Origin of the sequence: Pseudoalteromonas phenolica (assembly GCF_001444405.1) — a bacterium.
GTDB classification, from domain to species: domain Bacteria; phylum Pseudomonadota; class Gammaproteobacteria; order Enterobacterales; family Alteromonadaceae; genus Pseudoalteromonas; species Pseudoalteromonas phenolica.
Map to the genome: position 1 here is coordinate 1,512,748 of NZ_CP013187.1, position 24,594 is coordinate 1,537,341.

A 24,594-nucleotide genomic window follows, 5' to 3' on the forward strand; every position below is an offset into this window, starting at 1 on the left:
TTTAATGGAGCGAAATAATGCATTCAATCAAAGTAAAAGACTATCTAAATCATCGTCCAGTTACCTTCTCTCAAGATATGCGCATAGAAGCTGCAGTAGAAAAACTCTTGCAAAGTGGCCAGTCGGGTGGCCCAGTTATTGATGAGAATAAGAAAGTAATTGGGTTTTTGTCTGAGCAAGATTGCTTAAAAAAAATGTTAGAAGCAACCTATCAAAATGAGTCGCACAGTGTGGTATCTGATGTCATGAATGCTGAGCCGTTTTGCGTTTCGGCTGATGACAGCATTGTACAAATGGCCGATAGAATGACTGTTAATACCCCTAAACTGTATCCTGTTTGTGATAGTGATGGCATTTTAGTCGGGGTAATTACTCGGGCACATGTTCTGTTAGCGCTTGATAAATATTTGCATGATAATTATGAATCCGGTCATCGATATGTGTGATTAGCACCTGTAGTGATAGATTAAATAATCATGCAATAGAACAACGACTTCAGTAATAGGCTCAGTAAACGGTTTTTGATATACTTGCCGCTGTTTTATTTTTAAAAGAGTGTCGTGGAAGTGAGTGTAGGACCGCTATTTACTGAGCTAAAAACTTGCCTTAAGAAAGATCAGTTTATTTTTAAAAAACGCCTGCATGGTGTTAAAAAAATAAATGACGAGAATAAACAAACCAAAGTTATTGCTTCAATTAAGAAAGATATTGAGGCCAGTCAGTCGTTGCGTGCTACTCGCTTAGAAAACCTACCAAAAGTAGATTATCCCGAGCAACTTCCTGTTAGCCAGAAAAAAGACGAAATAAAAAAAGCCATCGCTGAAAATCAAGTTGTGATTGTGGCCGGTGAAACTGGCTCGGGTAAAACCACACAATTACCTAAAATTTGTTTAGAGTTAGGTCGTGGTGTTGACGGCTATATTGGTCATACTCAGCCTCGTCGATTAGCAGCAAGAAGCGTAGCGAATCGTATTGCCGAAGAACTGAATTGTGATTTAGGTGAAGAGGTTGGTTTTAAAATTCGATTTAGCGATCAGGTTGGTGACAAATCGTACGTTAAACTTATGACCGATGGTATTTTGTTGGCGGAAATTCAAAACGATCGTTTTTTGAATCAGTATGATACGATTATTATCGATGAAGCCCACGAAAGAAGCCTTAACATTGATTTCATTTTAGGTTATTTAAAAAACCTTTTACCTAAGCGTCCTGATCTAAAAATCATCATCACATCTGCAACCATTGATCCTGAACGTTTCTCTAAGCACTTCAATAACGCGCCTATTATTGAAGTATCAGGAAGAACCTACCCAGTTGAAGTCAGATATAGACCCACACTTGATTTAGCAGGCAATGAAAGCGAAGCAGAAAACGACCAATTGCAAGGTATTTTTGATGCGGTTGATGAGTTATGTTCTGAAGGTCCGGGTGACATTCTTATTTTCATGAATGGTGAAAGAGAGATAAGAGATACCGCTGATGCGCTAGGTAAGCGAAATTTAAAGGGCGTAGAAGTCTTACCGTTATATGCCAGACTCTCAAATGCGGAGCAAAATCGTATTTTTGCCCCTCACAGCCATCGACGCATTGTCTTATCTACCAACGTAGCTGAAACATCACTGACTGTACCCGGTATTCGTTATGTGATTGATCCAGGTACTGCGCGTATTAGTCGTTACAGCTATCGAACAAAAGTGCAGCGTTTACCCATAGAGGCCATCTCTCAAGCCAGTGCTAACCAGCGTAAAGGTCGCTGTGGTCGTGTGGCTTCAGGTATTTGTATTCGTCTGTATTCAGAAGAAGACTTTTTAGGTCGCCCTGAGTTTACAGATCCTGAGATCCTTCGTACAAACTTAGCATCGGTTATCTTGCAAATGCTTGGCTTAGGGCTTGGCGATATCAGTGAGTTTCCGTTTGTACAGGCACCTGATAGCCGAAATATCAATGACGGTATTGCCCTACTTGAAGAGCTCGAAGCGGTTCATCCTTCTAAAAGAAGACAGCAAACCAAGCTTACTCAATCTGGTCGTGCTTTAAGTCGCTTACCGATAGATCCTCGCTTGGCGAAAATGGTGTTGTCTGCTGAAAAGCTGGGCGCATTGCGTGAAGTCATCGTTATAGTTGCTGCCTTATCCATTCAAGATCCAAGAGAGCGCCCGCAAGATAAAAAAGGCGCGTCAGATGAAAAGCATGAGCGCTTTGCGCATCCTGATTCTGATTTCTTAGCATTCTTGAATTTATGGTATTACTTAGAACAACAACAAGAAGAGTTAAGCCGTAGCCAATTTAGAAAGCTCTGTCAGAAAGAGTTCTTAGCCTATATGCGTATTCGTGAATGGCAAGATATTGTTTATCAGTTGACCACAGTCTGCCAAGAAATGGGTATGAAGCTTACTGATAATCAAGCCGAAGTAGATAATATTCATCAAGCCTTGCTCAGCGGTATGTTGAGTCATATTGGTTTTAAAGATGAAAAGCAGGTCTATAAAGGGGCGCGTAATAGCCAATTTCATATTTTCCCAGGTTCTAGCCTTTTCAAAAAGTCGCCAAAGTGGTTGATGTCAGCAGAGTTAGTTGAAACCAGCAAGCTATATGCCCGCATGAACGCGAAAATTGATGTGGCTTGGGTGCCATTGATTGCACAGCATTTAGTGAAGCGTAGTTTCAGTGAACCTCACTGGGAGAAAAAACCAGGTTGTGTGATTGCTTACGAGCAGCAAAGTCTATATGGCATGATTATCGTCTCCAAGAAGCGTACTGTATATAGTCAAATTGACCCGGTGGTCAGTCGCGAGTTATTCATTAAAGAAGCGCTGATTGCAGATCAACTTGGTCAACAAGAAGGCTTCTTGAAATATAACCAAGATTTAATTGATGAAATCCACACGCTTGAGAAAAAAGCCCGTCGTAGAGATATCTTAGTAGACGAAATTACTTTGTTTGAATTCTACGATGAAAAAATTCCACAAGATGTGAATAACCGGGCTGCGTTTAACCATTGGTGGAAAAAGCAAAAGCAAAAAGATAAGCGTTACCTTCATATGTCTCGTGACTATTTGATGCAGCATGGGGCGGAGCAGATCACTGAGTTTGATTATCCTGATACGTGGCAACAAGGTAATTTAATTCTACCTTTGAGCTATCATTTTGAACCGGGACAACCTGTTGACGGTGTTACGGTTAATATTCCTTTGGCACTGCTTAACCAAGTTCAAGATGAAGGGTTCGACTGGCATATTCCAGCTCTGAGACACGAACTCATATGTGGTCTCATTAAAAGCTTGCCGAAAACCTTAAGAAGAAATTTTGTTCCTGCACCAAATTATGCAGATGCAGTTTTAGCGAGTGTTGAGCCGATGCAAGGGCGTTTAATTGATGCACTTAGCAATCGTCTACTGAAAATGACGGGAGTCCGTGTTGCCGAAGAGCAATGGGACACCAGCATGTTAGATACGCATTTAGTGATGCAATTTGAAGTCGTTGATGAGAAAAATAAGGTCTTAGCTCACGGCAAAGATTTGCTGAAATTAAAAGCACAATTACAAGGTCAAGTAACAAGTACATTGTCTAAAGTGGCAGAGCAGGGCATTGAGCAAAGCGATCTTACACAATGGGAGTTTGGCGAGTTACCAAAAGAGTACACTAAGAAACAGGGTAACTATGAAATCAAAGCATTCCCTGCACTAGTGGACAAAAAGTCTAGTGCTGCGATTGAATTATTCGATAATGAATTAAAAGCACAAGCAGCGCATCAGCAAGGGTTAAGAAGGTTGGTGCTATTAAATGTACCGTCACCAATTAAATACTTGCAGCAGCATTTACCAAATAAGGCCAAGCTTGGCTTGTACTTTAACCCATTTGGTAAAATACAAGATTTGATTGATGACTGTATTGCTTCTGGTGTAGATGCCTTGTTACAAAAACAGGGTGATATACGAGACGAGCAAGCGTTTGAGCAGGTTAAAGAATTTATTCGTGGTGAGTTAGGTGACGCGGTTGTTGAAATTGCCACTCAGGTAGAACAAGTGTTAAGTGTTGCGCATGCTATAAATAAGCGTATGAAAGGCAAAGTTGACTTAACCATGATCACCGCTCATGGTGACATCAAGTCACAGTTAGAGTCTTTGATATTCAGAGGGTTTGTGAGCAAACACGGGGCTGAGAAACTCAATGATTTACTGCGTTATATGAAAGCCATTGAACGTCGTTTAGAAAAGCTACCTGTTGATCCTAATCGGGACAGGTTGTGTACATTAGAGTTAGATAAAGTTGCTCAAGAATACCAGAAAAAATTGGCTAAAATTCCAAAAGGATTACCAGTACCAAAGGAACTTGAAAATATTTTTTGGATGCAACAGGAACTAAGAGTGTCTTTGTTTGCTCAAACATTAGGAACACCTTACGCAATTTCAGCTAAGCGTGTTCTTAATGCACTTAAAGAGTGCGATTAATTGTGAATTTGCCTTGCAATTTGAGCTAAGCCAATTACCTTAATAAGAGGAACTAAATTGAGTATTGAAAAGGAAGTAGCATTGCCAATGACAACTCAAGCAAAAGCTAAACCAGCACCTCATGTGCTGGTTGTTGATGATGAATATTTTAATTTTGAAATGCTCACCTCAGCGCTATCGAGTAACTTTGAGCTCAGTTATGCTGACTCGGGTAAGTCATGTTTGTCATCGGCTATCGCGAATCCACCTGACGCTATTTTACTAGATGTTTGTATGCCTGGTCTTGATGGTTATGATACTTGTCGGTTGTTGAAAAATACGCCAGAAACAAAAGACATTCCAATAGTCATGCTGTCAGGCCTTGAGTCTGAGCAAGAACAACAAGCTGGATTTGAAGCTGGGTGTGATGCGTACGTCGTGAAACCTTTTTCAATGCAACAATTATTAGAAAAACTAAAATCAATGGTTTAGGAGTACTCTATGTTGCACGAAGATAAACGCCGCTTTATGCGTATGATGGTCAATGCTGAAGCAAAAATTTCAGTTTTAGAACAACAACTCACTCTGGTTGGTAAGTGCTTGGATTTGAGTGCGACAGGTCTTTCCATTGCAATTGAACAACCACTAGAAGTCGACACATTACTTGATATTCATATCAATTCAAGCAGTGCCAGTATTCCACCTTTGAACGCCCACACAAAAGTCGTACGCTGTACACAAGATGAACAAGGCGAATACGTATTGGGTGTTGAAATCGTTCAATTCAATTAAGAATAATCTTTATTTGATTCAGGTGGTTGAGAGTTGCTATTAAGCACTCAATCACCAGTCCTATTTATACCAATCCTCAATAATACTTAATCACTTTTAGGGACTAAAACTGACGTTAACGTCGTTGAAATCTCTTTTTGAGAATAACTAAATAGCAAAATTTCCGTCTTACTATCGATGAGTTTTCCTTTCCTCAAAATAGATTAGTTAATAAAGAGGATTGGTATTAAAACGTTTCTTTTAACAAACCGAGTAATTCTTGCACACTTAGTGCATCTATTGCATTCCCCTCATCAAGTAACTTATCCGCGAGTTCTTTTTTATGTTCATGCAGGGCGAGGATTTTCTCTTCAATAGTTTGCTCTGCAACTAAGCGATAAACCGTGACAGGCTTTGTCTGTCCAATGCGGTGTGCGCGATCAGAAGCCTGAGCCTCAACCGCGGGGTTCCACCAGGGATCAAGATGGATAACATAATCAGCTGCGGTGAGGTTTAACCCTGAGCCGCCGGCTTTCAAACTTATTAAGAATATTTCACCTTCACCACGTTGGAACGCATTAACACTTTGCTTGCGTAGCTCTGAAGGTGTTGCACCATCAATATAGTGAAAAGGGATTTGCTGTGCTTCTAATAGCGCTTTTACCGCTTGTAAGCTACCAATGAATTGACTGAATATCAGAGCTTTGTGTTTATTTTCTCTAAGTTCACCTAGCAACAGAGTCAGTTGTTTCAACTTTGAACTTTCTATGTCGGTATCTGGTGATACCAAAGAGGGGTTACTACATGCCTGCCTTAGCTTTGTTAGTTCAGCAAAAATCTGCATGCGCTGTGTTGCGATACTTTGCTCTTTTTGAATTGCTGCCAGTTTCTCGACGGCATTGACTCTTATTGCTTCATATAAATGTCTTTCTTGCTCATTGAGTGGCACATGAATATCTATATGTGTGCGTGCTGGCAGCTCAGTTAACACCTCAGATTTTAGTCGTCTAAGAATAAAAGGCTTAAGCAGGGTTTTTAAACCAAAGGCGGCTTTTTTGCCCTTTATTGGGTCTTCGTCACTTTGCTCTATAGGTTGAGCGAAACGGCGGTTAAAGGTTTTTAAGTTGCCTAATAACCCGGGGTTTACAAATCTGAATAAGCTCCACAGTTCACTTAAATTGTTTTCAAGCGGCGTACCTGTGGTAATCATTCTAAAATCGGCTTTTAAAGCGCAAGCAGCTTGTGCTCTTTGCGATAATGGGTTTTTAAGTGCTTGTGCTTCATCAGCTACAACAGTTTGCCAGGTAACGGGTTTAAGTACATCAATATGGCGTTGTAACATGGCATAACTGATAATCAAACATTCATTGCCAGTGAGCGCTTCAACAAATTCAGCCGTGGGGTTGTCCGCAAAGTTGAAAACATTCAAAGTGGGTGTAAATTTCTTTGCTTCTTGTTGCCAGTTAAAACAGACTGAAGTGGGCGCAATGATCAGCGTAGGCCCCTGAGATGCACGAGCTTGGATCACAGCTAGCGCTTGCAATGTTTTACCTAAGCCCATGTCATCCGCCAAACATGCGCCTGCACCCCAATGGGCTAACTTCATCGCCCACTTAAAGCCCTCAATTTGATAGTGTCGTAAATCAGCATTTAAATAAGGTGAAAGCTTAGGTTGCAACTTTTCAGCTTCAAACATACGCTGGGTTTGCTGTTCCCAGCTATGCAACGTTTTCATGCGCATACCAGACATAGCTTCATTGATCACTTTGCCTGCAAGTGGATGAAACTGTCCGTTCTCACTAGCCATATTGATGGTATCGAGTCGGGCTTTTAATTGCTCTGATAAGCACAAGACTTGATCAGACTCTAGCTTGATAAAGCGGCTACTACTTTGTTCGGCTAATTGCAGTAAATGCTTAACGGCAATTACTTTGTCATCATCTAGTTGAAGCTCACCTTGTAAATTAAACCATTCATTTTGACGATACATTGCAAGTTGTAAATGCTGCGTTTGTAGCTCTGGTGATAAAGAAAGGGTTTTACCTTTCGGCCATCGTAGTAATAAAGGTAAGGAAGCCTGCTCTTGTTTACTGATGTCTTCAAGTTTTAATAACACTTCATACGCATCTTGAGGTTCTGAAACTTTAAGCTGGTTATCTGCCATCGTCTGAAAGGCGGGGCAGAGTACGTCTAAGCGCTCCAGTAACTCCTGTTCAAACGCTAAGTCTCGAGATGTGGTTAGCCGCTCATGCTTTATTAATGCAGAGATATGCTTTGCGCCGATAGCCGGTTTAAAAGCAGGGCCTTCTTCACCTAAAGGCATCACGATACATGTAAATACTAAACCCTCTTGATAGGGTTGGATATTGATGACAAGTTTATTATTCGCAGTGGTTGGTTTGGTGGTTGATGTTTGGCTATCTGCTACTGATTTATTGTCTAAACTACTTTGAATATCAATCAAAGGCGCTATGGCTTGCACACTTTGCAACAGCTCTTCTTCGGCTGAAATAGGCAGAACAAGCCCTTCTTCGCGGATAATGCGAGCTACTTTTAAATGCTCGCTTTCAAAGGTGCTAAAGCCATATTCATCAGACTGCATTTGATAAAAAGAGAAAACTGGGGCTTCGCATTCTAATGATTTGGGTAAATGACTGATTGAAACATGGATCTCTTGTTGATGCTTATCGATGAGCACAGCAGGGGAGTGCTCAGAAACACTAATTGACATCGTAAAGTCATCGTTGAGATAGATGTTCGGTGCGCCTATGAGTGCCCTGAGGGCTTTAAGGCCAGTTAACTGATACTGAGTGTCTGTCCCTCGGTAATCTTCAAAAGCTAGTTTTTCAATAGCTTGAATGATGGTTTTGTCTTTTACAGTTAAACAATTTAATGAACTTGATGATTCTACTAGTCGCTTGGCTGAAATTGGTTTTCCTTTACTCCACCCCTGAGCCGACCTAGTTTGTATTCGTGCGGTGAAATAGGAGTGTTCATCTGCAAAATGTAATTCCCAAATTAACCGCTCACCGTTATTTGATTGGGCAGTATCGAGTTGAGATAGATTAGTAAGCGCTTTCAGTTGCGATAAAGCTCTATCCCATCTTGGCTTGGCTTTAACGCTTTGCGTAAAGTTAATTGAAAGTGGTGTCGATTCATGGCGTAACTGACGAGCAAGATTAGCAAATAGAGTCAGCTCGCCTAGCTCAAAATTGCTCACGAGCGTATTGATTTGTTCTTTATTTAAATTTGTAGTTTTAGCAGTCCAGTGCTGAGCAAATAGGGTGAGCAAAGCCACGATATTCTCTGAAAACGCCGAGTGTTTAATGTTGTTTATTAGGTCATGTAAATAAGCTGGTTCGGCCTTTTGAATAGCCTGAGTCAACTCAACAAATATAGAAGCGATAAGTTTGTCGAATGAGTCTGAGTGCTTATTATGTTTTTGCTGTTTGCACAACTCGATGAGTTTTGTCAGTTTACACGGCTGATCGTCGGCACCTTGTAATAGCAGCGCAAACTTTTGGAACAACCCAAACACACCAAATAAGTAGTCTGACTTTTTTCCGTAGAGCTTATTTTTAAGTTTGATGGCTTGTTCGAATTCGTCGACTGATACATTCACACTTCCTTTGAATAAACCAATAGTGGCAAGTAGTTGTCTGTGATACACCGACTTTGCTTCGCCCTCTAATAAGGCTTCAGCTTGTTCAAATTCACCTTGGAGCACTAAATGCTCGCTATAGAGCAATTTGAGTGGCAAGAATTTACAATGTTGGAGCACATTTTTTAGTAAATTAAGTGGGTAGCTGAGCGATGCGCCTTTTTGCTTTCTTAACTCTAACCAAGTCGCAAATGCTTGATACTGAATGGTTTCAGGAAGTTCTGCAAAAGACGATTCGTTGAAAGGCATAAAGCAACATTCAAGCAGAATTTGGTTTCGTTTGTGGTCAATGATTTGCGGGTTTTTATCTAGGAGGAGATGTTTTTCTAGGCTCTTAAATTCTTTGAGATAGAAATAGTCGCGAGCTAGCCTTTGCTCATCTTGGAAAGTTTTCTCCCAATCGTATAGCTGTAAAACGGGCACAACGTCTTCAGCGAGCTTTAGAATGGGTAAAAAACTCCCTTGCTTAATGCTGAGTTCTGTTAATTTATTTGCGAGAAGCGGATTGACCTTATGAATATCGTCTTTTGCGCTGAATAGTCCGCTTTGCGCTAACACTTCAATATCAGGGTTGCTCAATCGCAATAAGTTAGCAGGCCAATCAATCTGAGTTTGGTTACTTAACTTTCTGCAAAGTTGATTGATATGTCCGCGACTCAAAGGCTTATAAACGACGGCCAATACCAGCAAAAGCTTTTGTTGTTCAATATTGAGTGTTTCGTATAGTTGAAACAATAGGCTTTGTTGTTGTGCGGTATGTTCTGAAATAAGCATGTGGGTTTGGTGTCGTTTTAAATAATAAACCCCAGCATGCTGGGGTTTAGAAAAGTTAAAATTGTTTATCTGGCTTTATGCTTCATCAAGCGCTCTTTATCGCGTGACCAGTCTTTGTCTTTGATGTCAGCGCGTTTATCGTGCATTTTCTTACCTTTGGCTAAATGGAACTCCAATTTAACCCAGCACTTTTTCCAATACATTGCTGTTGCAATAAGTGAAAAGCCATCGCGCTCAGTTGCACCAATCAATCTATCTAGTTCACGCTTCTTGAGAAGCAGTTTACGATATCGCATTGGATCACAAATAACGTGAGTTGATGCACTGTTTAATGGTTGGATCTGAGCACCAAGTAAAAATGCTTCGCCGTCTTTAAGATGAATATAAGTATCAGAGATATTTACTTTACCTGCTCGGATACTTTTAACTTCCCAGCCTTGTAGTTCAATACCTGCTTCGAACTTATCGTGTAAAAAATACTCGTGTCGCGCCTTTTTGTTTAGCGCGATGGTATTGCTGTTTGCTTTTGGTGATTTTTTCTTTGCCATAATGGCGTAGTCTACCTACAAATGATCTGATTAAACAGGGCTTTTTTAGCTTTGTTACTTATTTTTACCCACTCATGCTTTGTAAACAAGATAATTATTAAAAAGCTTGCTAAAATCGCGTCAAAGCAAGTGGAGTAGCTATGCCGCAAATTGAAAAAAGTGCGCTGGTGATGTACAGCAGCCAAGAAATGTTTGACTTAGTCAATGATGTAAATGCGTACCCTGCATTTTTACCAAATTGTTCCAACGCAAAAATTATTTCTGAAGATGAGTCCTCTATGACCGCCAGTTTAGAAATATCTAAGGCGGGTCTTAAAAAGTGGTTTACGACAAATAATCGTTTAGCAGGTAACAAAGTTGAGATGAAACTGGTCGATGGCCCTTTTAAGTCACTGAATGGTTATTGGGAGTTCACAGCGCTTGATGATCAAGCTTGTAAAGTGTCTTTAAAACTAGAGTTTGAGTTTGCTAGTAAACTAATTGAAATGGCATTCGGCAAAGTGTTTAACGAAGTCGCCAAGAACATGGTTGTTGCGTTTACGCAACGCGCAAAAACCGTGTATGGAGTGAGATAATGATCAAGGTTGAAGTTGTTTTTGCATTACCAGATACTGCAACCTCACTGTCTGTTGATGTTGCTGAAGGATCAACTGCTGAACAAGTGGTTTTACAATCAGGCATTGCTGACAAGTGTCCTACAATTGACTTGTCAAACCTGTCGCTCGGTATTTGGAATCGAACCGTCAAAAATCATCAAGTGGTGAAAGAGGGTGATAGAATTGAAATTTATCGTCCTTTAATTGCCGACCCTAAAGCGGCAAGGAGGCAAAGAGCCGAAAAAGCGAAAGAAGAAGGTCGTGCCAATAAAATAACGGGTGGTAGAGCGTAATACCAATCCTCACTAATACTTAATCATTTTAAGGGATTAAAGCTGCCGCTAACCACGTTAAAAATTTCTCATTTAGAACAACTAAATAGCAAAATTTTCGCCTCGTTATCGACAAGCTTTCCTTGCCTCAAAATAGATCACTTAATTAAGAGGATTGGTATTAATACTTATCCTCAATATTCTTAAAGTATCAAAAAAAGGGCTTAAGCCCTTTTTTCATTTATAAAATCAATTTTAAAAATCGATTATTGCTCTAGTGGAATATTAAACTCTTCTGGCTCTTCAAAATCACCACTAATTCGCGCAAGGAGGCCATTCTCGAAATAAACGACTAAAGATTTCCTATGCTCAGAATCACGCCCAATATTTAGTGTGTAGCTATAGTGCCAGCTGTCATCTGAAAAAGCATCTTTTGCAACTGGACTTCCCAAAACATAAAGCACCTGCTCTTGGGTCATCTGAACGCGTAGCTTATCTACGTCACTTTGTTCTAAGAAGTTGCCTTGTGGAATACTAATTCGATATACCCAACTTGAACAGCCAGACAACATAACAGTCATAACTACTGCACTTAGCCAAACAGTGAGGGATTTTTTTACTAGCATTTAATTTTTGATCCTTATTCTTTTATTGTTTGCATCATACCGATTGCGTACAGAAGGTAAAGTTTCTTGATACACTTTGACGGTATGAAGTTAAAAAAGTTTCTTAATAGGTAAAAAATTTGGCCCAAGAGATAAAGGTTTGGTCAGTCTACATCGTCGAAAGTAGGTTAGGGCACTGGTATACAGGGATCACTAACAACGTTACAGCACGAGTTGAAGCACATAATGCTGGTAAAGGCGCAAAAAACCTAAAAGGGAAAGCGCCCATTAAATTGGTTTATAGTAAAGCAGTCGGTGATAAAAGTACTGCTGCTAAGTTAGAGTGGCACCTTAAAAAGCTAAACAAAGCGCAAAAAATTCAATTCGTTGATTCTAATGGTACTTGCGCTAATGAGACGATAAAGTCACTGATAGATTCAACCACAGATTGATACTTTTCAAAGTTCATATTGTCTAATGTATCTTTTTTAGTATGGTGTTTATCATCTATTCCCATACCAAGGTAGATATACGGTATTTTCTTTAAACTAAACGCGTAATGATCACTGGCTTTATGCCAGTTGATACGATTGTCATTAAGCTTTTTGTGCAATCTAAACTGAGACGAAGTAGAAAATACTTTGAATGACTTATCTTGTTGTTTAAATTGCTTTATAAACTTTTTTGCTCTTTTATCGTGGAGGGCGTATAAAGTGTTTTTGTTATTGATGGCTAACATGTCTAAGTTAATATTTAAGGCATAACTTTTTGTGTCGGCCTTACTCACATAATGCTTAGCACCATAGAGTCCTTTTTCTTCCGCATCTGTGGCTAAAAATATTACGTCACCAAACCGAGTTTGCTCTTTTAAGGCTTCAGCTATCGCCAATAGTGCAGCCGTTCCTGTTGCATTATCATTGGCGCCAGCATAAAAGCTATTCCCTTGCCCACCAAGGTGGTCATAATGAGCTGTGATGATGAGCTTTTTACCACACTGGTCGACAGTGCAGGGTAACGTCGCGATGACGTTGTGCCCTAGCTTTTTGCTAAAAAAACCAATTTTAAATTCAAAGCTTTGATAATTAACCTCAATACCTAAATTCTGAAAACGCTCATATAAAAATTGAGCTGTTAGGTTTGGAGTTGGGTTACCAGCTTCTCTTCCTTGATGCTCTTGGCTTGTTAAAATACTCATATCCTCATATAAACGTGCCGATGCGCTGGCTGCATTGGCGTTAGCGACTAGCCAAATACTTAAAAGCAACCAACTTACCTTCATAACGTCGTTTATCATGAGTGAACTCGGCATTTTTAAGCGCCAGTTTGAGATAACGTTCTGCACGAGCAAGATTTCCTTTGTAGTAATAGACTTTAGCTAAGCCAAAATAGCTGTCATGAAGATCATTATCAAGTTTCCTCGCTTCATTAAAAAAGTGTAGTGCTTTGTTTAGCTCATTTTTAGCGATGGCTTCATTACCTTTTACTATTAAATAGAAAGGATTATTTTTTCGCTTGTATTCCAATTTAGTTTCTATTTCTTGAGCCAATTTATCTCGATTAGTTAAACGGTATAAAAGAGCCGTATTGCCCAAAGCTGTGTTGTTATTTGGGTCTACCGCTAAAGCGTGCTGGTAAGTTCTTTCTGCAAGGTCATACATATTATTAATACGATATAAAATACCTAGATTTCCCCAAGCACCTGAATAAGCAGAGTCGAGTTCAATCGCACCTTTAAAATAGCTATAAGCTAAGTCATATTCAGCTCTGATCATATGCATTGCACCGCGGTTGTTATAAAACATAGCGGTGATCCTATCTTTACTGATTTTGCTCGTTTTAAATTTTTGCTCTCTGCTATTGGGATCAAAATCTACTGTGATCGAAGTTGGTTCTAAGAGGAATATTTTGTTTGCTTCATTTCTTTGGTGGGATTGCTTAATAACAAGATTAACATGGCCAGTTAGCAGGCTATAACCTTGGCTTTGATCCCAGTACTCTGGAATATGTACGCGTTGGAATTGTGTTGAAAGACCGAGATGTTCTGCGAGGCTATGCGCCAAGATTGAAAGAGAAAGACAATTTGCATTGAGATTATAAAAAGCGTCAGATGCAACTAGATTAGCGCCGCTTTGATAGGCTAGTGTGCTATCTCCATTATCCATTAAAAAATTGAGCAGTTGCTTTGCTTGACGTATTGGAGATGCTTTGTCTTTTATATATTGATCAAGTTGCGTTTTAATGTCTTCGTTCAGAGCAAAGACCTCGTCTTGGGAAACGATTTCTTTTTGCTCAAATTCAGGCGTGTTTAGTAATGCGTAATTAATACTCGGCGTGTTAGATTGGGTGCTCTGACATCCTACTAAGTTGAGTGATAGCAGCAATGCTAATAGTGTTGATGAAATGATTTTCATACATAACCCCTTACAGCTAGTCATTCTTTAATCTTAGATTAAGAATTAGGGGTGTTGTATTTTTATTCGTTACAAATTATTTTTCCGAAATAGTACTTAAGAAAAAAGCAGCGATAAGGCTGCTCTTTTAAGTAAATCAAAGTAAATAATTTTTTATTTACTATCGAAGCTCACAACTAAACCATCGAGTGTTTTCGCTGACTCGGCAAGGGCTTCAATTGCTTGCGAAATCGCTTGTGTTTCATCGACAACATTATCACTGGCTGCGCTGATCTGTTCAATGTTTAGTCCAACTTCAGCAACAACATTACTTTGCTCCTCAGTAGCAGCAGCGATAAGAGTAGTCATATCATTGATTTGGTTTGATGTTTCGCTAACATCTTTCAGTAGATCAACTGAGTTTTGCATACTCATCACACTTTGCTCAGCTTGGCTTCTTGATTGTGTGATCTGTGATACGATATTTTCCGCAGCAAAAGTAAGGTCATTAATCGTACTATGGATTTCATCTGTTGATTGAGAAGTTCGGCTCGCTAAAGCACGAACTTCATCAGCAACGACTGCAAAACCACGACCATGTTCACCAGCTCTTGCAGATTCAATTGCGGCATTGAGTGCCAGTAGGTTTGTTTGCTCTGAGATACCTCTAATCACCTCGACAATACTTGCAATTGAGCGGGTACGCTCAACAAGAGATGTAACTTGCTCAGCCATACTATTAATGTCATCGGCAAGTTGCCCTAAGGTGATTTGCGACTGGGCAATTTCTTGTTCACTGTGCTTAACTGTATTTTTACTTGACTCAGTTAATTGCGCAGAATTATTTGCATTGCCAGCAATTTCTTGAACTGTTGCCCCCATTTCATTTATGGCAGCTGCGACAGATAATGTTTGAGATTTTTGCTCATTTAGGGCATGGCAAGTTCGATTGCTTTGTTCTGTAAGGCGAAGACTTGTAGCACGAATTTCGTGGCTTTCATTTGCCACTTGCTTAATGGCTTGCTCAATCTTGGCAATAAACTGATTGAAACCACCACTTAATTCTTGAAGTTCAGGCTGAGTAGACTCAGGAAGTCGATAATTTAGTTTTGCATCACCACTGCCTAAATTAGCAAAAAGTTGAGCAATTTTAGAGAGTGGGGCAGCCAATGTTCGAGCTAAGAAAAAACTGACTAAGCAAGCAAAAATGGCAATGATGCTGGCATATGCTACGATTTGCCATTGAAGACTGCGTATTTCGGTATAAACCTCATGCTCAGGAACTTGAGCAACAACATATAGGTTAGTCCCTTTGATTGGCTGACTAGCAATCACTTGAGCTTCACTATTTAAAGTAACATTTATGAGGTTTGAAGTGTTTTTTTGTAAAAGCGCGCTGGAGTTTGTATTACCGTATAAGTCTTTTAAGGATTGCGCTTGAGTTGAACGGCTATCCGGAAATAACTTAATTGCACCGGTATTATCTACGACAAAAACAAACCCGGTTTGCTCAAGTGTAAATTGACTAAGCATGCTCTGCATATCATTGACACTTTTCGCAAGGCCGGCTAATCCAACGCCATTCAACTGCTGATGATTCACAAACATGTTTACAGCACCAGTCGTTTCTCTAAATATACTAATAGAGTAGGCTTCACCCGATTGAGTGAAGGCATAAAACCAAGCGTCTTCTTGATGGTTTAAAACACGTAAAAAGCCGTGTTGATTCCAATACTCTGCGGTTTCACGATTTGCCCATGATGCCGTTGCTAAATCGAATTGTTTTGCGATTCGATTTAATTCAGCAACAAGTAATTTGTCATCTTGTCGATGATTGTTAGCGTTGGCGAGTATAAATTGGTTACTTGAAAGCAGCTCTGCAGCGTCTTTCATTTGCACAATTTGTTTTTCTATAGATTTACTAATGTTTTCTACTTTACTAGGTAATTCAGAATGTAACATGCGTCTTTCGACCATGCCTTTGGCCTGATAGGTAGAAATTACCCCGATAAGAGTTGCAACAATAACTGCAATTAAGCTACCGAGGAGAGAGATTTTTACTGTAATGGATAAACTATTCGCTTTCATAATACTTATGTTGATAACGAGTTAAGTAAATATTCTAGCATAGGAAATCTTATCTATTATTGAAGTTTATTTAAAATTGTAAACAAATAGTAAAAAAGCCCAAAACTTTGCAGTTTTTGGGCTTGGTTTCTAACAAGCGAAACGTTTCTAAACGATTTTTTTCATTGCAGACATGTATCCACGCAAAGTTTCACCTACTTTTTCTACTGGATGATTGCGTATTGCGCTATTTACCGAGATTAATGCTTGGTTATCAACGAAGTTATCTGAACTTAATCCTTCACCAATGACATCTGTTTCAATCTCTTTCATAAAATCTTGCAGTAATGGTAAACATGCATGGTTATATAAATAACAACCATATTCTGCCGTATCAGAAATAGTTCGATTCATTTCGAATAGTTTCTTACGTGCAATAGTGTTTGCAATTAACGGTGTCTCGTGAAGCGACTCATAATATGCTGACTCTTCAATGATGCCTGCGGCAGTCATGGTTTCAAACGCAAGTTCAACACCGGCTTTTACCATAGCAACCATTAAAATACCTTTATCAAAGAAATCTTGCTCTGAAATTTCCTCAGTCGTATTTTCCTGTTTTTCGAATGCAGTTTCAGCGGTTTCTGCGCGCCATGAAAGAAGTTTGGCGTCGTCTTCTGCCCAATCGGCCATCATGCCGCTTGAGAATTCGCCGCTGATGATATCGTCCATATGTTTGTTGTACAGTGGACGCATGATTTGCTTTAGTTGTTCACTTAGCTCGAATGCTTTCACTTTAGCAGGGTTGCTTAAGCGATCCATCATGTTGGTAATGCCACCGTGTTTAAGGGCTTCAGTAATTACTTCCCAGCCATACTGGATTAACTTTGACGCATATTTGGCATCAACACCTTTTTCAACCATTTTATCGAAGCAAAGTAGTGAACCAGTCTGTAACATACCGCAAAGAATAGTTTGTTCACCCATTAAATCTGATTTTACTTCAGCGATAAACGAAGACTTTAGTACACCAGCTCTGTGACCACCGGTTCCTGCAGCATAGGCTTTAGCTTGTTCAAGACCTTTACCTTCTGGGTCATTTTCAGGGTGAACGGCTATTAAAGTTGGTACACCAAATCCACGTTTATATTCTTCACGAACTTCAGTACCAGGGCACTTAGGTGCTACCATGATAACCGTGATGTCTTTACGTACTTGCATGCCTTCTTCTACAATGTTGAAGCCATGAGAGTATGCCAATGTAGAACCTTCTTTCATCAGCGGCATAACTGCTTCAACTACACTAGTATGTTGTTTGTCTGGAGTAAGATTAAGCACTAAGTCAGCAGAAGGAATTAGCTCTTCATATGTGCCAACCGTGAATCCATTTTCTGAAGCATTGATAAATGATGCGCGTTTCTCAGCAATCGCAGAATCACGTAAGGCATAACTTACATCTAAGCCCGAATCTCGTAAATTAAGTCCCTGATTTAAACCCTGTGCACCACAACCTACGATAACCAGCTTTTTACCTTCTAAAGCTGTTACGCCGTTCTCAAATTCTTTTGGATCCATAAACTCGCATTGAGCAAGTTGTGCTAACTGTTCACGTAGTGAAAGAGTATTAAAATAATTCGCCATGTTAGAGCCTTTTAAAAAATAGGTGTTTTTCTAGATACATGATTGAGAATAGGGGGTAGCATTGGTTTCGTAAAATGATATATTTGAATCATTACATTTCAATATGTGAAATATAAAATGAATCATAAACAACTAAAATATTTTTTAGCGCTGGCTGATACATTACATTTTGGCCGAGCAAGTAACCTATGTTTCATCAGTGCGCCAACATTGAGCCGACAAATAAAGCAATTAGAAGAAGAAGTCGGTGTGCCTCTATTTATTAGAGATAACCGAAGTGTGTCTTTAACTTCTCAAGGCAAGGCTTTTGTTGCCTATGCCAATGCAACCTTAAATCAATGGCGACTTTTTAAGGGGCAATGCCAGACCGAACAACAAGTTTTATCCGGTGAAGCAGATCTGTATTGTTCGGTTACAGCAAGTTACAGCTACATTTATGAATTGTTTGCGGCTTTTAGAAAGCAATACCCAGATGTAGAATTAAACTTAAACACAGGTGATCCGGCATTATCAATTTCGCACGTTCAAGCTGAGAAAGTTGATTTAGCTGTTGCGGTTAAACCAAAAGAGCTACCAACAGGTCTTGCTTATACAAAGTTGGGTGAAGCAAAGTTACAAATGGTAGCTCCAATAATGGAATGTCCCCTGTCTGATCAAATTAATCAAATGAATAAGGAAACATTATCGTGGTCTGATTTGGCTTATATAGTGCCAGAGCAAGGAGTCTTAAAGGAAAGGCTTGATGAGTTTTGTACCCTCAAAAAGTTCAAACCCAGAGTATATGCACATGTTTCAGGACATGAGGCAATTGTAGCTCTTGTTAGTCTGGGTTTTGGCATAGCTTTAGTGCCAGATGTTGTTCTATCTCAAAGCCCTTTTAAACAGCAGGTGAGAGTATTACCAATTGATAATGACAAAACAGGCATTGAGATTGGGCTAATAGCTAAATCATCTCGCCTAAAAGACCCTGTGAATTTGGCAATTTGGCAAACAGCTCAAAAAATATTTAATAAAAGCATCGAGAATAATTGATGTTGTCACAATAAATATAAAGTAATTGATATTGATTCTCATAAAGATTTATTGATATTTATTGAGGTTTTTTTAATTTATTTCATTGATTTTCAATGGCTTTATTGTGTTTAAGTATGTTTTTTTAATTTAATTTCGAGCTTTATTTTTGACAAAATCACTATTTACGGCAGTGTAAATAATATTGATTGTTATTTAGATACATGTATACTTTTAAACAATTAAAAATATAAACATTTCTTATTATATTAAGGGAAAAGCAATGACACTTCGTAAGTCTCTGTTAGCTACTTCTATCCTAGCTGCAACATTGGGTTTAACTGCTTGTGGTGGTTCAAGCAGTAATGACACACCTGATCCAACTCCAGCTCCAACAAACCAAGCACCTACTGATATTTCTCTTTCAGCTTCAGCAATTACTGAAGACACTTTAGGTGTTGTTGTTGGCACTCTAAGCGCAACAGATGACAACGCAGAAGGCGCAACTTTTACAGTTGCTGATGACCGCTTCGAAATTACTGAAGGTAGTTTAAAGCTAAAAGACTCAATTGCTATCAACTTTGAGCAAGAAACTGAAGTTAAAGTAACAGTAACAGTAAAAGATGCTGGTGGCTTAACTTTTGACAAAGAACTAACTCTATCAGTTACTGACGTTGAAGCAGTAGATGGTGTAAATGTTTATGAGTTTGCTTCTAAACTTGGAACAGGTTCATCAGTTGCTTACACTGGTCAGACTGCACGTCATGCATTATCAGCCGAAATTAAACACTACATGGGTTTAATGACTGTTGAGTACATTGAAACAAATAACATTGTAGCAGCAGATGTAAGAGCAAAGCTTGACGCTCTTTGGGGCGATTATGATTCTGTTTCTGAGAACCCAATCACTCATTTAGGTGATGATTTATCTGGTTATGAGCAAAAAACATTTGCTGCAATTTCAAGTTCAGGTAAAGAGCTTAGCGGTAAAATCGCTGGTGCTGATGCTTCGAAAATGTATAAAGAATGGGAAGTTGAAGGCAACTTCAAAGGTGTAACTGAGTTCGGTACTCAAGCTAAGACACCAGAAGGTTTAGTTAAACACTACTTTGACTTATTCATTGCTCAAATTGAAAAAGTAAATGGTGGTGATAGCTTAGAAGATGCTAATGGTGTAGCGATTACCAAAGCATATATCACACCAGATGGCTTAGACCTTGTTCAACTTGTACAAAAACACACGCTTGGTGCTTTAATGTTCTCTCAAGGTACTGATGATTACCTTGGTGAAGGCCTTGAGTCTGACAACAAAGTAGCGCAAAAAGAAGGCGTTCTATATACGAAGCTTGAGCACCAATACGATGAAGGTTTCGGTTACTTTGGCGCATCACGTAACTACCTAGAATACTCAGATGACGAAATTGCTAAAAAAGGCGGTCGTGATGAATTCCAAGGTAAAAATGATATTGACGGCGATGGTGTTATTGACCTAGCGTCTGAATTTGTATGGGGTAACTCATCAAATGCTGCTAAACGTGACCGTGGTGCTGAGGAAACAACAGATTTCACTGCTGAAGCAATGGTTAACTTCATCGCGGGCCGTAAAATCATCACAGATAACTTCGGCACTGATGTAGCTGATTTTTCTGATGAATTGAAAGCACAGTTTAACAAGCATGTTTTCGATGCAGCTCTTGGCTGGGAAAAAGCGATTGCAGCGACAGTGGTTCATTACATTAATGACTCTATTAGCGATATCGAAAACTTAAAAGATGGTGAATACACTACTGATGAGTTTGCGACTTACGCGAAGCATTGGGGTGAGATGAAAGGTTTCGCGTTAAACTTCCAGTTTAGCCCATTCTCTCCATTTGCTGAAGATGATTTAAACCCGAAAAAAGCTGATTTTGGTGAGGCTAAATTCGTTGAAGTTCACACACTAATGGGTGATAAGCCATTAGTAACGGGTACAACTGAAGAGTTTGAAGCCTACGCAGAAAAATTACGCCAAGCACGTGACATTCTAGCTGACGCATATGACTTTGCAGAAGAAAACGCTAAAAACTGGTAATAGTTTTAGCTAACAATATATTGAAAGGTTAGTGATTTAGGTTACTAACCTTTTTCTGTATCTATGATTCGAGATTTTAGGATTAATTTTATGTTGAGATCCGCAAAACTTAAGCCATTGGCTTTAGCTACTTCTTTAATACTTGGCCTGGCAGCATGCTCAGAGAGCACTTCGAGCAGTCAAGGTGAAAACTTTGATGGTGGCACACCAGTTGTCGATAACGGTGGAAGTACAACAAGCTTCGATGAAACGGCCTTATTAGCTAACTTAGTTGATAACGTAATGACACCTACTTTCGTTTCATTTAAGGAACAAGCAGAGAAAAATAGTACAACATTAGCAGCTTACTGCGATGTTGAAAAATCGGTTGCTGCAGGAGAAAGCGAGGAACAAGCTAGGTTAGATGCGCTTGCAGTGGCTCAATCGAGTTGGAGAATTACAACTGCAATCTGGCAACAAGCAGAACTGATGCAGGTAGGTCCGCTTGCGACGAATGAAGGTGAGCTAAGAAATTTAATTTATTCATGGCCTGCAAAGAGTACGTGTGGCGTTGACCAAGACACAGCATATTTCGAAGATGGTGTCATCAATTTAGATGAAAGCCGCCCGTATGATATTAAAAACCGAACAGCAACTCGTCGAGGTTTAGTCAGTTTAGAACACTTGTTATTTAGCACAGAATTGGATCACAGCTGCTCAATTGCTAATGATGCGCTTGCTGATTGGAATAGTCGAACTGATGGTGAACGTCGTGTTGCTCGTTGTGAGTTTGCACTCGAAGTAGCAAATGATTTAGTTGATAACTCAAAAGTTTTATTAGAAAAATGGCAGGGTGAAACTGGCTATGCCCTTGAACTTAAAAAAGCGGGTGAGCCAGGCAACAGCTTTGACAGTGCGCATGCTGCGGTAAATGTAATTACTAATGCAATGTTTTATGCTGATAAACAATTAAAAGACCAAAAGTTGGCGCTTCCTCTTGGCTACTTCAGCAACTCTTGCGGCCTAGAAGCGTGTGCAGAAGATGTAGAATCGCCAGTGGCTGCTAACTCTTTAGCAAATATGAAAGCGAATCTAGCTGCATTTGAAAAGTTATTTACTGGCAATGGCACAGCTGCAGAAAATACAACTGGTTTTGATGATTTCTTAGATTTTGAAAGTGGTTCTGATATAAAAGAAGCCATGTTGAAAGGGATTCAGGATTCAAATGCAGCAATTGATGCAATTGACGGCAACTTGCAGCAAGCACTTGTAAATGAAAAAGAAAAAGTTGAGCACACTCACGCTAAAGTTAAGGATATAACAGATCAATTCAAGCATGACTTCATTAATAAGTTAGCACTTGAACTACCTAAAACTTCAGCAGGCGACAACGATTAAAGAGCGAGTTCTATGAAAAAAACACTTTTAGCATTAGCTGTAGCAAGTATTGCGACCTCTGCGTTTGCTGATAATAAACAGGAAACGAGCGGTGATAATATTGAACACATTACAATACTAAGCCATACAGATAAACTTCGCACAGAGGCGGGTTCAACGACTTTGCTAACAGAAGTTGAGCTTGAGAAGTTTGAGTATGATGATATTCACCGTATTTTAAGTAAAGTACCTGGCGTAAATATTAGGGAAGAAGATGGTTATGGTCTGCGTCCAAATATTGGCTTTAGAGGGGTAACACCCGAGCGAAGCAAAAAGATAACAATAATGGAAGATGGTGTATTGATTGGGCCTTCTCCTTATTCTGCGTCAGCAGCGTACTATTTTCCAGTACCTACGCGTATGACTGCGGTTGAAGTATTTAAAGGGCCAGCAGCCATAAAGCATGGTCCTCAAACCGTGGCTGGTGCGCTTAACTTTGTGACTAGGCAAGTACCTGAGTTCACTGAAGGTGGTATCGATATAGCAAGAGGAACTGACGGGTATCAAAAAGTACATGGGCACTTTGGCTCAGTTGTTAATAACGTAGGTTTTTTAGTCGAAGGCGTAAATCTAAAAGCTGATGGCTTTAAAGAATTAGATGGTGGTGGTAACACAGGCTTCGATAAAAATGACCTTTTAGCTAAATTTAACTATCAATTGACTAATGATGGGGTAGACCATACGTTTGGGCTTAAACTGTCATATGCTGATGAAAAGTCAGACGAAACATATTTAGGTCTAACTGATGCAGATTTTGCTGAAAACCCATACAGACGTTATGCAGCGACTCAGCCGGCATTAATGGACACTAAACACCAGCAGTTCATGTTTTCGCACAATATGTCAGACGATAATTTATCAATGACAACCCGTGTTTATCGACATGATTATGAACGAGCTTGGTTGAAGCTTAGTAAGTTAGTAGGCTCGCAAGCTAGTTTGTCAGCTATTTTGGCTAACCCTGAAAAATATGAAAGAGAATACGCAGTTATCTCTGGCACACAAAACTCAGTAGAATCAGGCAGCACAACGCATTATTTACTAATGGGTACCAATGATCGCGAATACTTCTCTCAGGGTATTCAAGTTGATGGTAATTATGACTTCTCAATTCAGGGTGTTGAGCACAAGCTTGCTTTCGGTGTTCGTTTACATGAAGATGAAATAGAACGTAAGCACTTTACTGAAACATATGAAATGGAAGACGGTTTTGCGCTAAAAACAGCTGAAGAAGCTGTATTCACCACGACAAATATCGAAAACACGAAAGCGCTTTCAGTTTACATTGAAGATACTGTGACGCTGGGTCATTTAACTGTATCTGCAGGTGTACGCGGCGAAAGCATGGACATGTACTATACAGATAAAAAAGATACTGACGATTGGCAAAAGAAAAAGACTACGATCTGGTTACCAGGCGTGAGTGGTTTTTATCAATTAAATGATGACTCTGGTTTATTGTTTGGTGTGCACCAAGGCTTTGTTCCAAGTAGTCCTAAACAAGCTGCAGATATCGAAGTTGAAAAGAGTGTTAACTATGAGTTTGGTGGTCGATTTAATGATGGAATAACGCAATTCGAAGCTGTTGCATTCTTCAATGACTACAGCAATTTAAAAGAAAGTTGTGGATTTTCAAATTGTGGTATCGATGAGGCAATAGACCAAGAATTCAATGGTGGTGAAGTTGATGTATACGGCCTAGAAACACAATTTTCTCAGCGCTATCCTCTGAACCTACAAATAGATATCCCTTATGGCTTTGTTTATACATACACTAAAGGTGAGTTTAAAACAAATTTCACATCAGACTTTGATCAATGGGGTAAAGTGACGTCTGGTGACAGCCTTCCATATGTTCCTGAGCATCAGTTTGCATTTAATATTGGTCTTGAGGCAAGCGAGTGGTACACCAATTTAAGCATTAAGAATGTTTCTTCAATGCAAGAAAGAGCTGGTGACCTTGTTGATGATAATGGCGACATTATTGCTGATGGTCTAAATGGTGCGAAAACTGATAGTGCTATTACGGTTGATATATCTGCGGGTTACGATTTTGATAAGTATGGACGTATCTATCTTAAGATTGATAACTTACTTGATGAAGAGAAAGTAGTGAGTCGCCGACCTTATGGTGCACGTCCTGGCAAACCAAGACAAGTTATATTCGGTTATAAATATCAGTTTTAACAGATTTTTATTTGTATTAATAAGGGCCACTTGTGGCCCTTTTTCGTATAATTTTTTAGCGTAATACAGAACGATATAAATACATAAGTTTTTATAAATTTTCATGTGTCATAATATATCGTGTCCATTAAAACAAAATTACATCTCTATATTTCAG

At 39.4% G+C, this 24,594-nt stretch carries 18 protein-coding genes; 11 read left to right on the forward strand and 7 right to left on the reverse strand.

Annotation, left to right across the window (positions count from 1 at the left end; genetic code table 11):
* Nucleotides 1–17 precede the first annotated feature (17 nt).
* The 4 genes from PP2015_RS06675 to PP2015_RS06690 all read left to right on the forward strand — a co-directional run bounded on the left by PP2015_RS06675 (nucleotide 18) and on the right by PP2015_RS06690 (nucleotide 5,222).
* A complete protein-coding gene (locus PP2015_RS06675; protein WP_058029528.1) occupies nucleotides 18–446 on the forward strand; it encodes a CBS domain-containing protein in 429 nt (142 codons plus the stop codon).
* 120 nt (nucleotides 447–566) lie between these two features.
* Nucleotides 567–4,451 (forward strand): ATP-dependent RNA helicase HrpA, encoded by a 3,885-nt coding sequence (gene hrpA, locus PP2015_RS06680; RefSeq protein ID WP_058031567.1) that lies wholly within the window; start codon nucleotides 567–569, stop codon nucleotides 4,449–4,451.
* Between the two features lie 87 nt (nucleotides 4,452–4,538).
* Nucleotides 4,539–4,922, forward strand: coding sequence for a response regulator (locus PP2015_RS06685; protein WP_058029529.1), 384 nt, complete (start codon nucleotides 4,539–4,541; stop codon nucleotides 4,920–4,922).
* A 9-nt stretch (nucleotides 4,923–4,931) separates the two neighbouring features.
* Entirely contained in the window at nucleotides 4,932–5,222 is a 291-nt protein-coding gene (locus PP2015_RS06690; protein ID WP_058029530.1) for a PilZ domain-containing protein, read from the forward strand.
* Between the two features lie 226 nt (nucleotides 5,223–5,448).
* Here the strand turns inward: PP2015_RS06690 and PP2015_RS06695 are convergent, their stop codons facing one another.
* Both PP2015_RS06695 and smpB read right to left on the reverse strand, forming a co-directional pair.
* The gene (locus PP2015_RS06695) at nucleotides 5,449–9,636 is read right to left on the reverse strand and encodes a DEAD/DEAH box helicase (protein WP_058029531.1); all 4,188 of its coding nucleotides are present in this window, start codon (nucleotides 9,634–9,636) and stop codon (nucleotides 5,449–5,451) included.
* Between the two features lie 65 nt (nucleotides 9,637–9,701).
* A complete protein-coding gene (gene smpB, locus PP2015_RS06700) occupies nucleotides 9,702–10,184 on the reverse strand; it encodes an SsrA-binding protein SmpB (RefSeq protein WP_058029532.1) in 483 nt (160 codons plus the stop codon).
* 140 nt (nucleotides 10,185–10,324) lie between these two features.
* Here smpB and PP2015_RS06705 point away from each other — a divergent pair, with 140 nt between their 5' ends.
* The gene (locus PP2015_RS06705; protein WP_058029533.1) at nucleotides 10,325–10,759 is read left to right on the forward strand and encodes a type II toxin-antitoxin system RatA family toxin; all 435 of its coding nucleotides are present in this window, start codon (nucleotides 10,325–10,327) and stop codon (nucleotides 10,757–10,759) included.
* Nucleotides 10,759–11,073, forward strand: coding sequence for an RnfH family protein (locus tag PP2015_RS06710; protein ID WP_058029534.1), 315 nt, complete (start codon nucleotides 10,759–10,761; stop codon nucleotides 11,071–11,073). Before PP2015_RS06705 ends, PP2015_RS06710 begins: the two co-directional genes overlap by 1 nt.
* 245 nt (nucleotides 11,074–11,318) lie before the next feature.
* Here the strand turns inward: PP2015_RS06710 and PP2015_RS06715 are convergent, their stop codons facing one another.
* Nucleotides 11,319–11,678, reverse strand: coding sequence for an outer membrane protein assembly factor BamE (locus PP2015_RS06715; protein WP_058029535.1), 360 nt, complete (start codon nucleotides 11,676–11,678; stop codon nucleotides 11,319–11,321).
* A gap of 119 nt (nucleotides 11,679–11,797) precedes the next feature.
* Here PP2015_RS06715 and PP2015_RS06720 point away from each other — a divergent pair, with 119 nt between their 5' ends.
* A complete protein-coding gene (locus PP2015_RS06720) occupies nucleotides 11,798–12,109 on the forward strand; it encodes a GIY-YIG nuclease family protein (protein ID WP_058029536.1) in 312 nt (103 codons plus the stop codon).
* Here PP2015_RS06720 and PP2015_RS06725 read toward each other — a convergent pair.
* The 4 genes from PP2015_RS06725 to ilvC form a co-directional block, all read right to left on the reverse strand.
* On the reverse strand, nucleotides 12,037–12,921 hold the full coding sequence (locus tag PP2015_RS06725) for a M28 family peptidase (protein ID WP_227009178.1): 885 nt from the start codon (nucleotides 12,919–12,921) through the stop codon (nucleotides 12,037–12,039). The genes PP2015_RS06720 and PP2015_RS06725 overlap by 73 nt on opposite strands.
* The gene (locus PP2015_RS06730) at nucleotides 12,893–14,068 is read right to left on the reverse strand and encodes a tetratricopeptide repeat protein (protein ID WP_058029537.1); all 1,176 of its coding nucleotides are present in this window, start codon (nucleotides 14,066–14,068) and stop codon (nucleotides 12,893–12,895) included. Before PP2015_RS06730 ends, PP2015_RS06725 begins: the two co-directional genes overlap by 29 nt.
* Before the next feature lie 153 nt (nucleotides 14,069–14,221).
* Complete coding sequence (locus PP2015_RS06735) at nucleotides 14,222–16,135, reverse strand: methyl-accepting chemotaxis protein (protein ID WP_058029538.1); 1,914 nt, start codon at nucleotides 16,133–16,135, stop codon at nucleotides 14,222–14,224.
* A 147-nt stretch (nucleotides 16,136–16,282) separates the two neighbouring features.
* Nucleotides 16,283–17,752: a ketol-acid reductoisomerase gene (ilvC, locus tag PP2015_RS06740; RefSeq protein ID WP_058029539.1), complete on the reverse strand. Its 1,470-nt coding sequence runs from the start codon at nucleotides 17,750–17,752 to the stop codon at nucleotides 16,283–16,285.
* A 117-nt stretch (nucleotides 17,753–17,869) separates the two neighbouring features.
* On the opposite strand from ilvC, the gene ilvY reads away from it, so the two are divergent.
* The 4 genes from ilvY (at nucleotide 17,870) to PP2015_RS06760 (ending at nucleotide 24,437) form a co-directional block, all read left to right on the forward strand.
* Nucleotides 17,870–18,784 (forward strand): HTH-type transcriptional activator IlvY, encoded by a 915-nt coding sequence (gene ilvY, locus PP2015_RS06745; RefSeq protein ID WP_058029540.1) that lies wholly within the window; start codon nucleotides 17,870–17,872, stop codon nucleotides 18,782–18,784.
* Nucleotides 18,785–19,046: 262 nt separating this feature from the next.
* Nucleotides 19,047–20,834, forward strand: coding sequence for a DUF4856 domain-containing protein (locus PP2015_RS06750; protein ID WP_058029541.1), 1,788 nt, complete (start codon nucleotides 19,047–19,049; stop codon nucleotides 20,832–20,834).
* A gap of 90 nt (nucleotides 20,835–20,924) precedes the next feature.
* Nucleotides 20,925–22,211 carry an imelysin family protein gene (locus PP2015_RS06755; RefSeq protein ID WP_058029542.1) on the forward strand — a complete coding sequence of 429 codons (1,287 nt, stop codon included), beginning with the start codon at nucleotides 20,925–20,927 and terminating at the stop codon, nucleotides 22,209–22,211.
* Nucleotides 22,212–22,223: 12 nt separating this feature from the next.
* Nucleotides 22,224–24,437: a TonB-dependent receptor family protein gene (locus tag PP2015_RS06760; RefSeq protein WP_058029543.1), complete on the forward strand. Its 2,214-nt coding sequence runs from the start codon at nucleotides 22,224–22,226 to the stop codon at nucleotides 24,435–24,437.
* The last annotated feature ends 157 nt before the right edge of the window (nucleotides 24,438–24,594 follow it).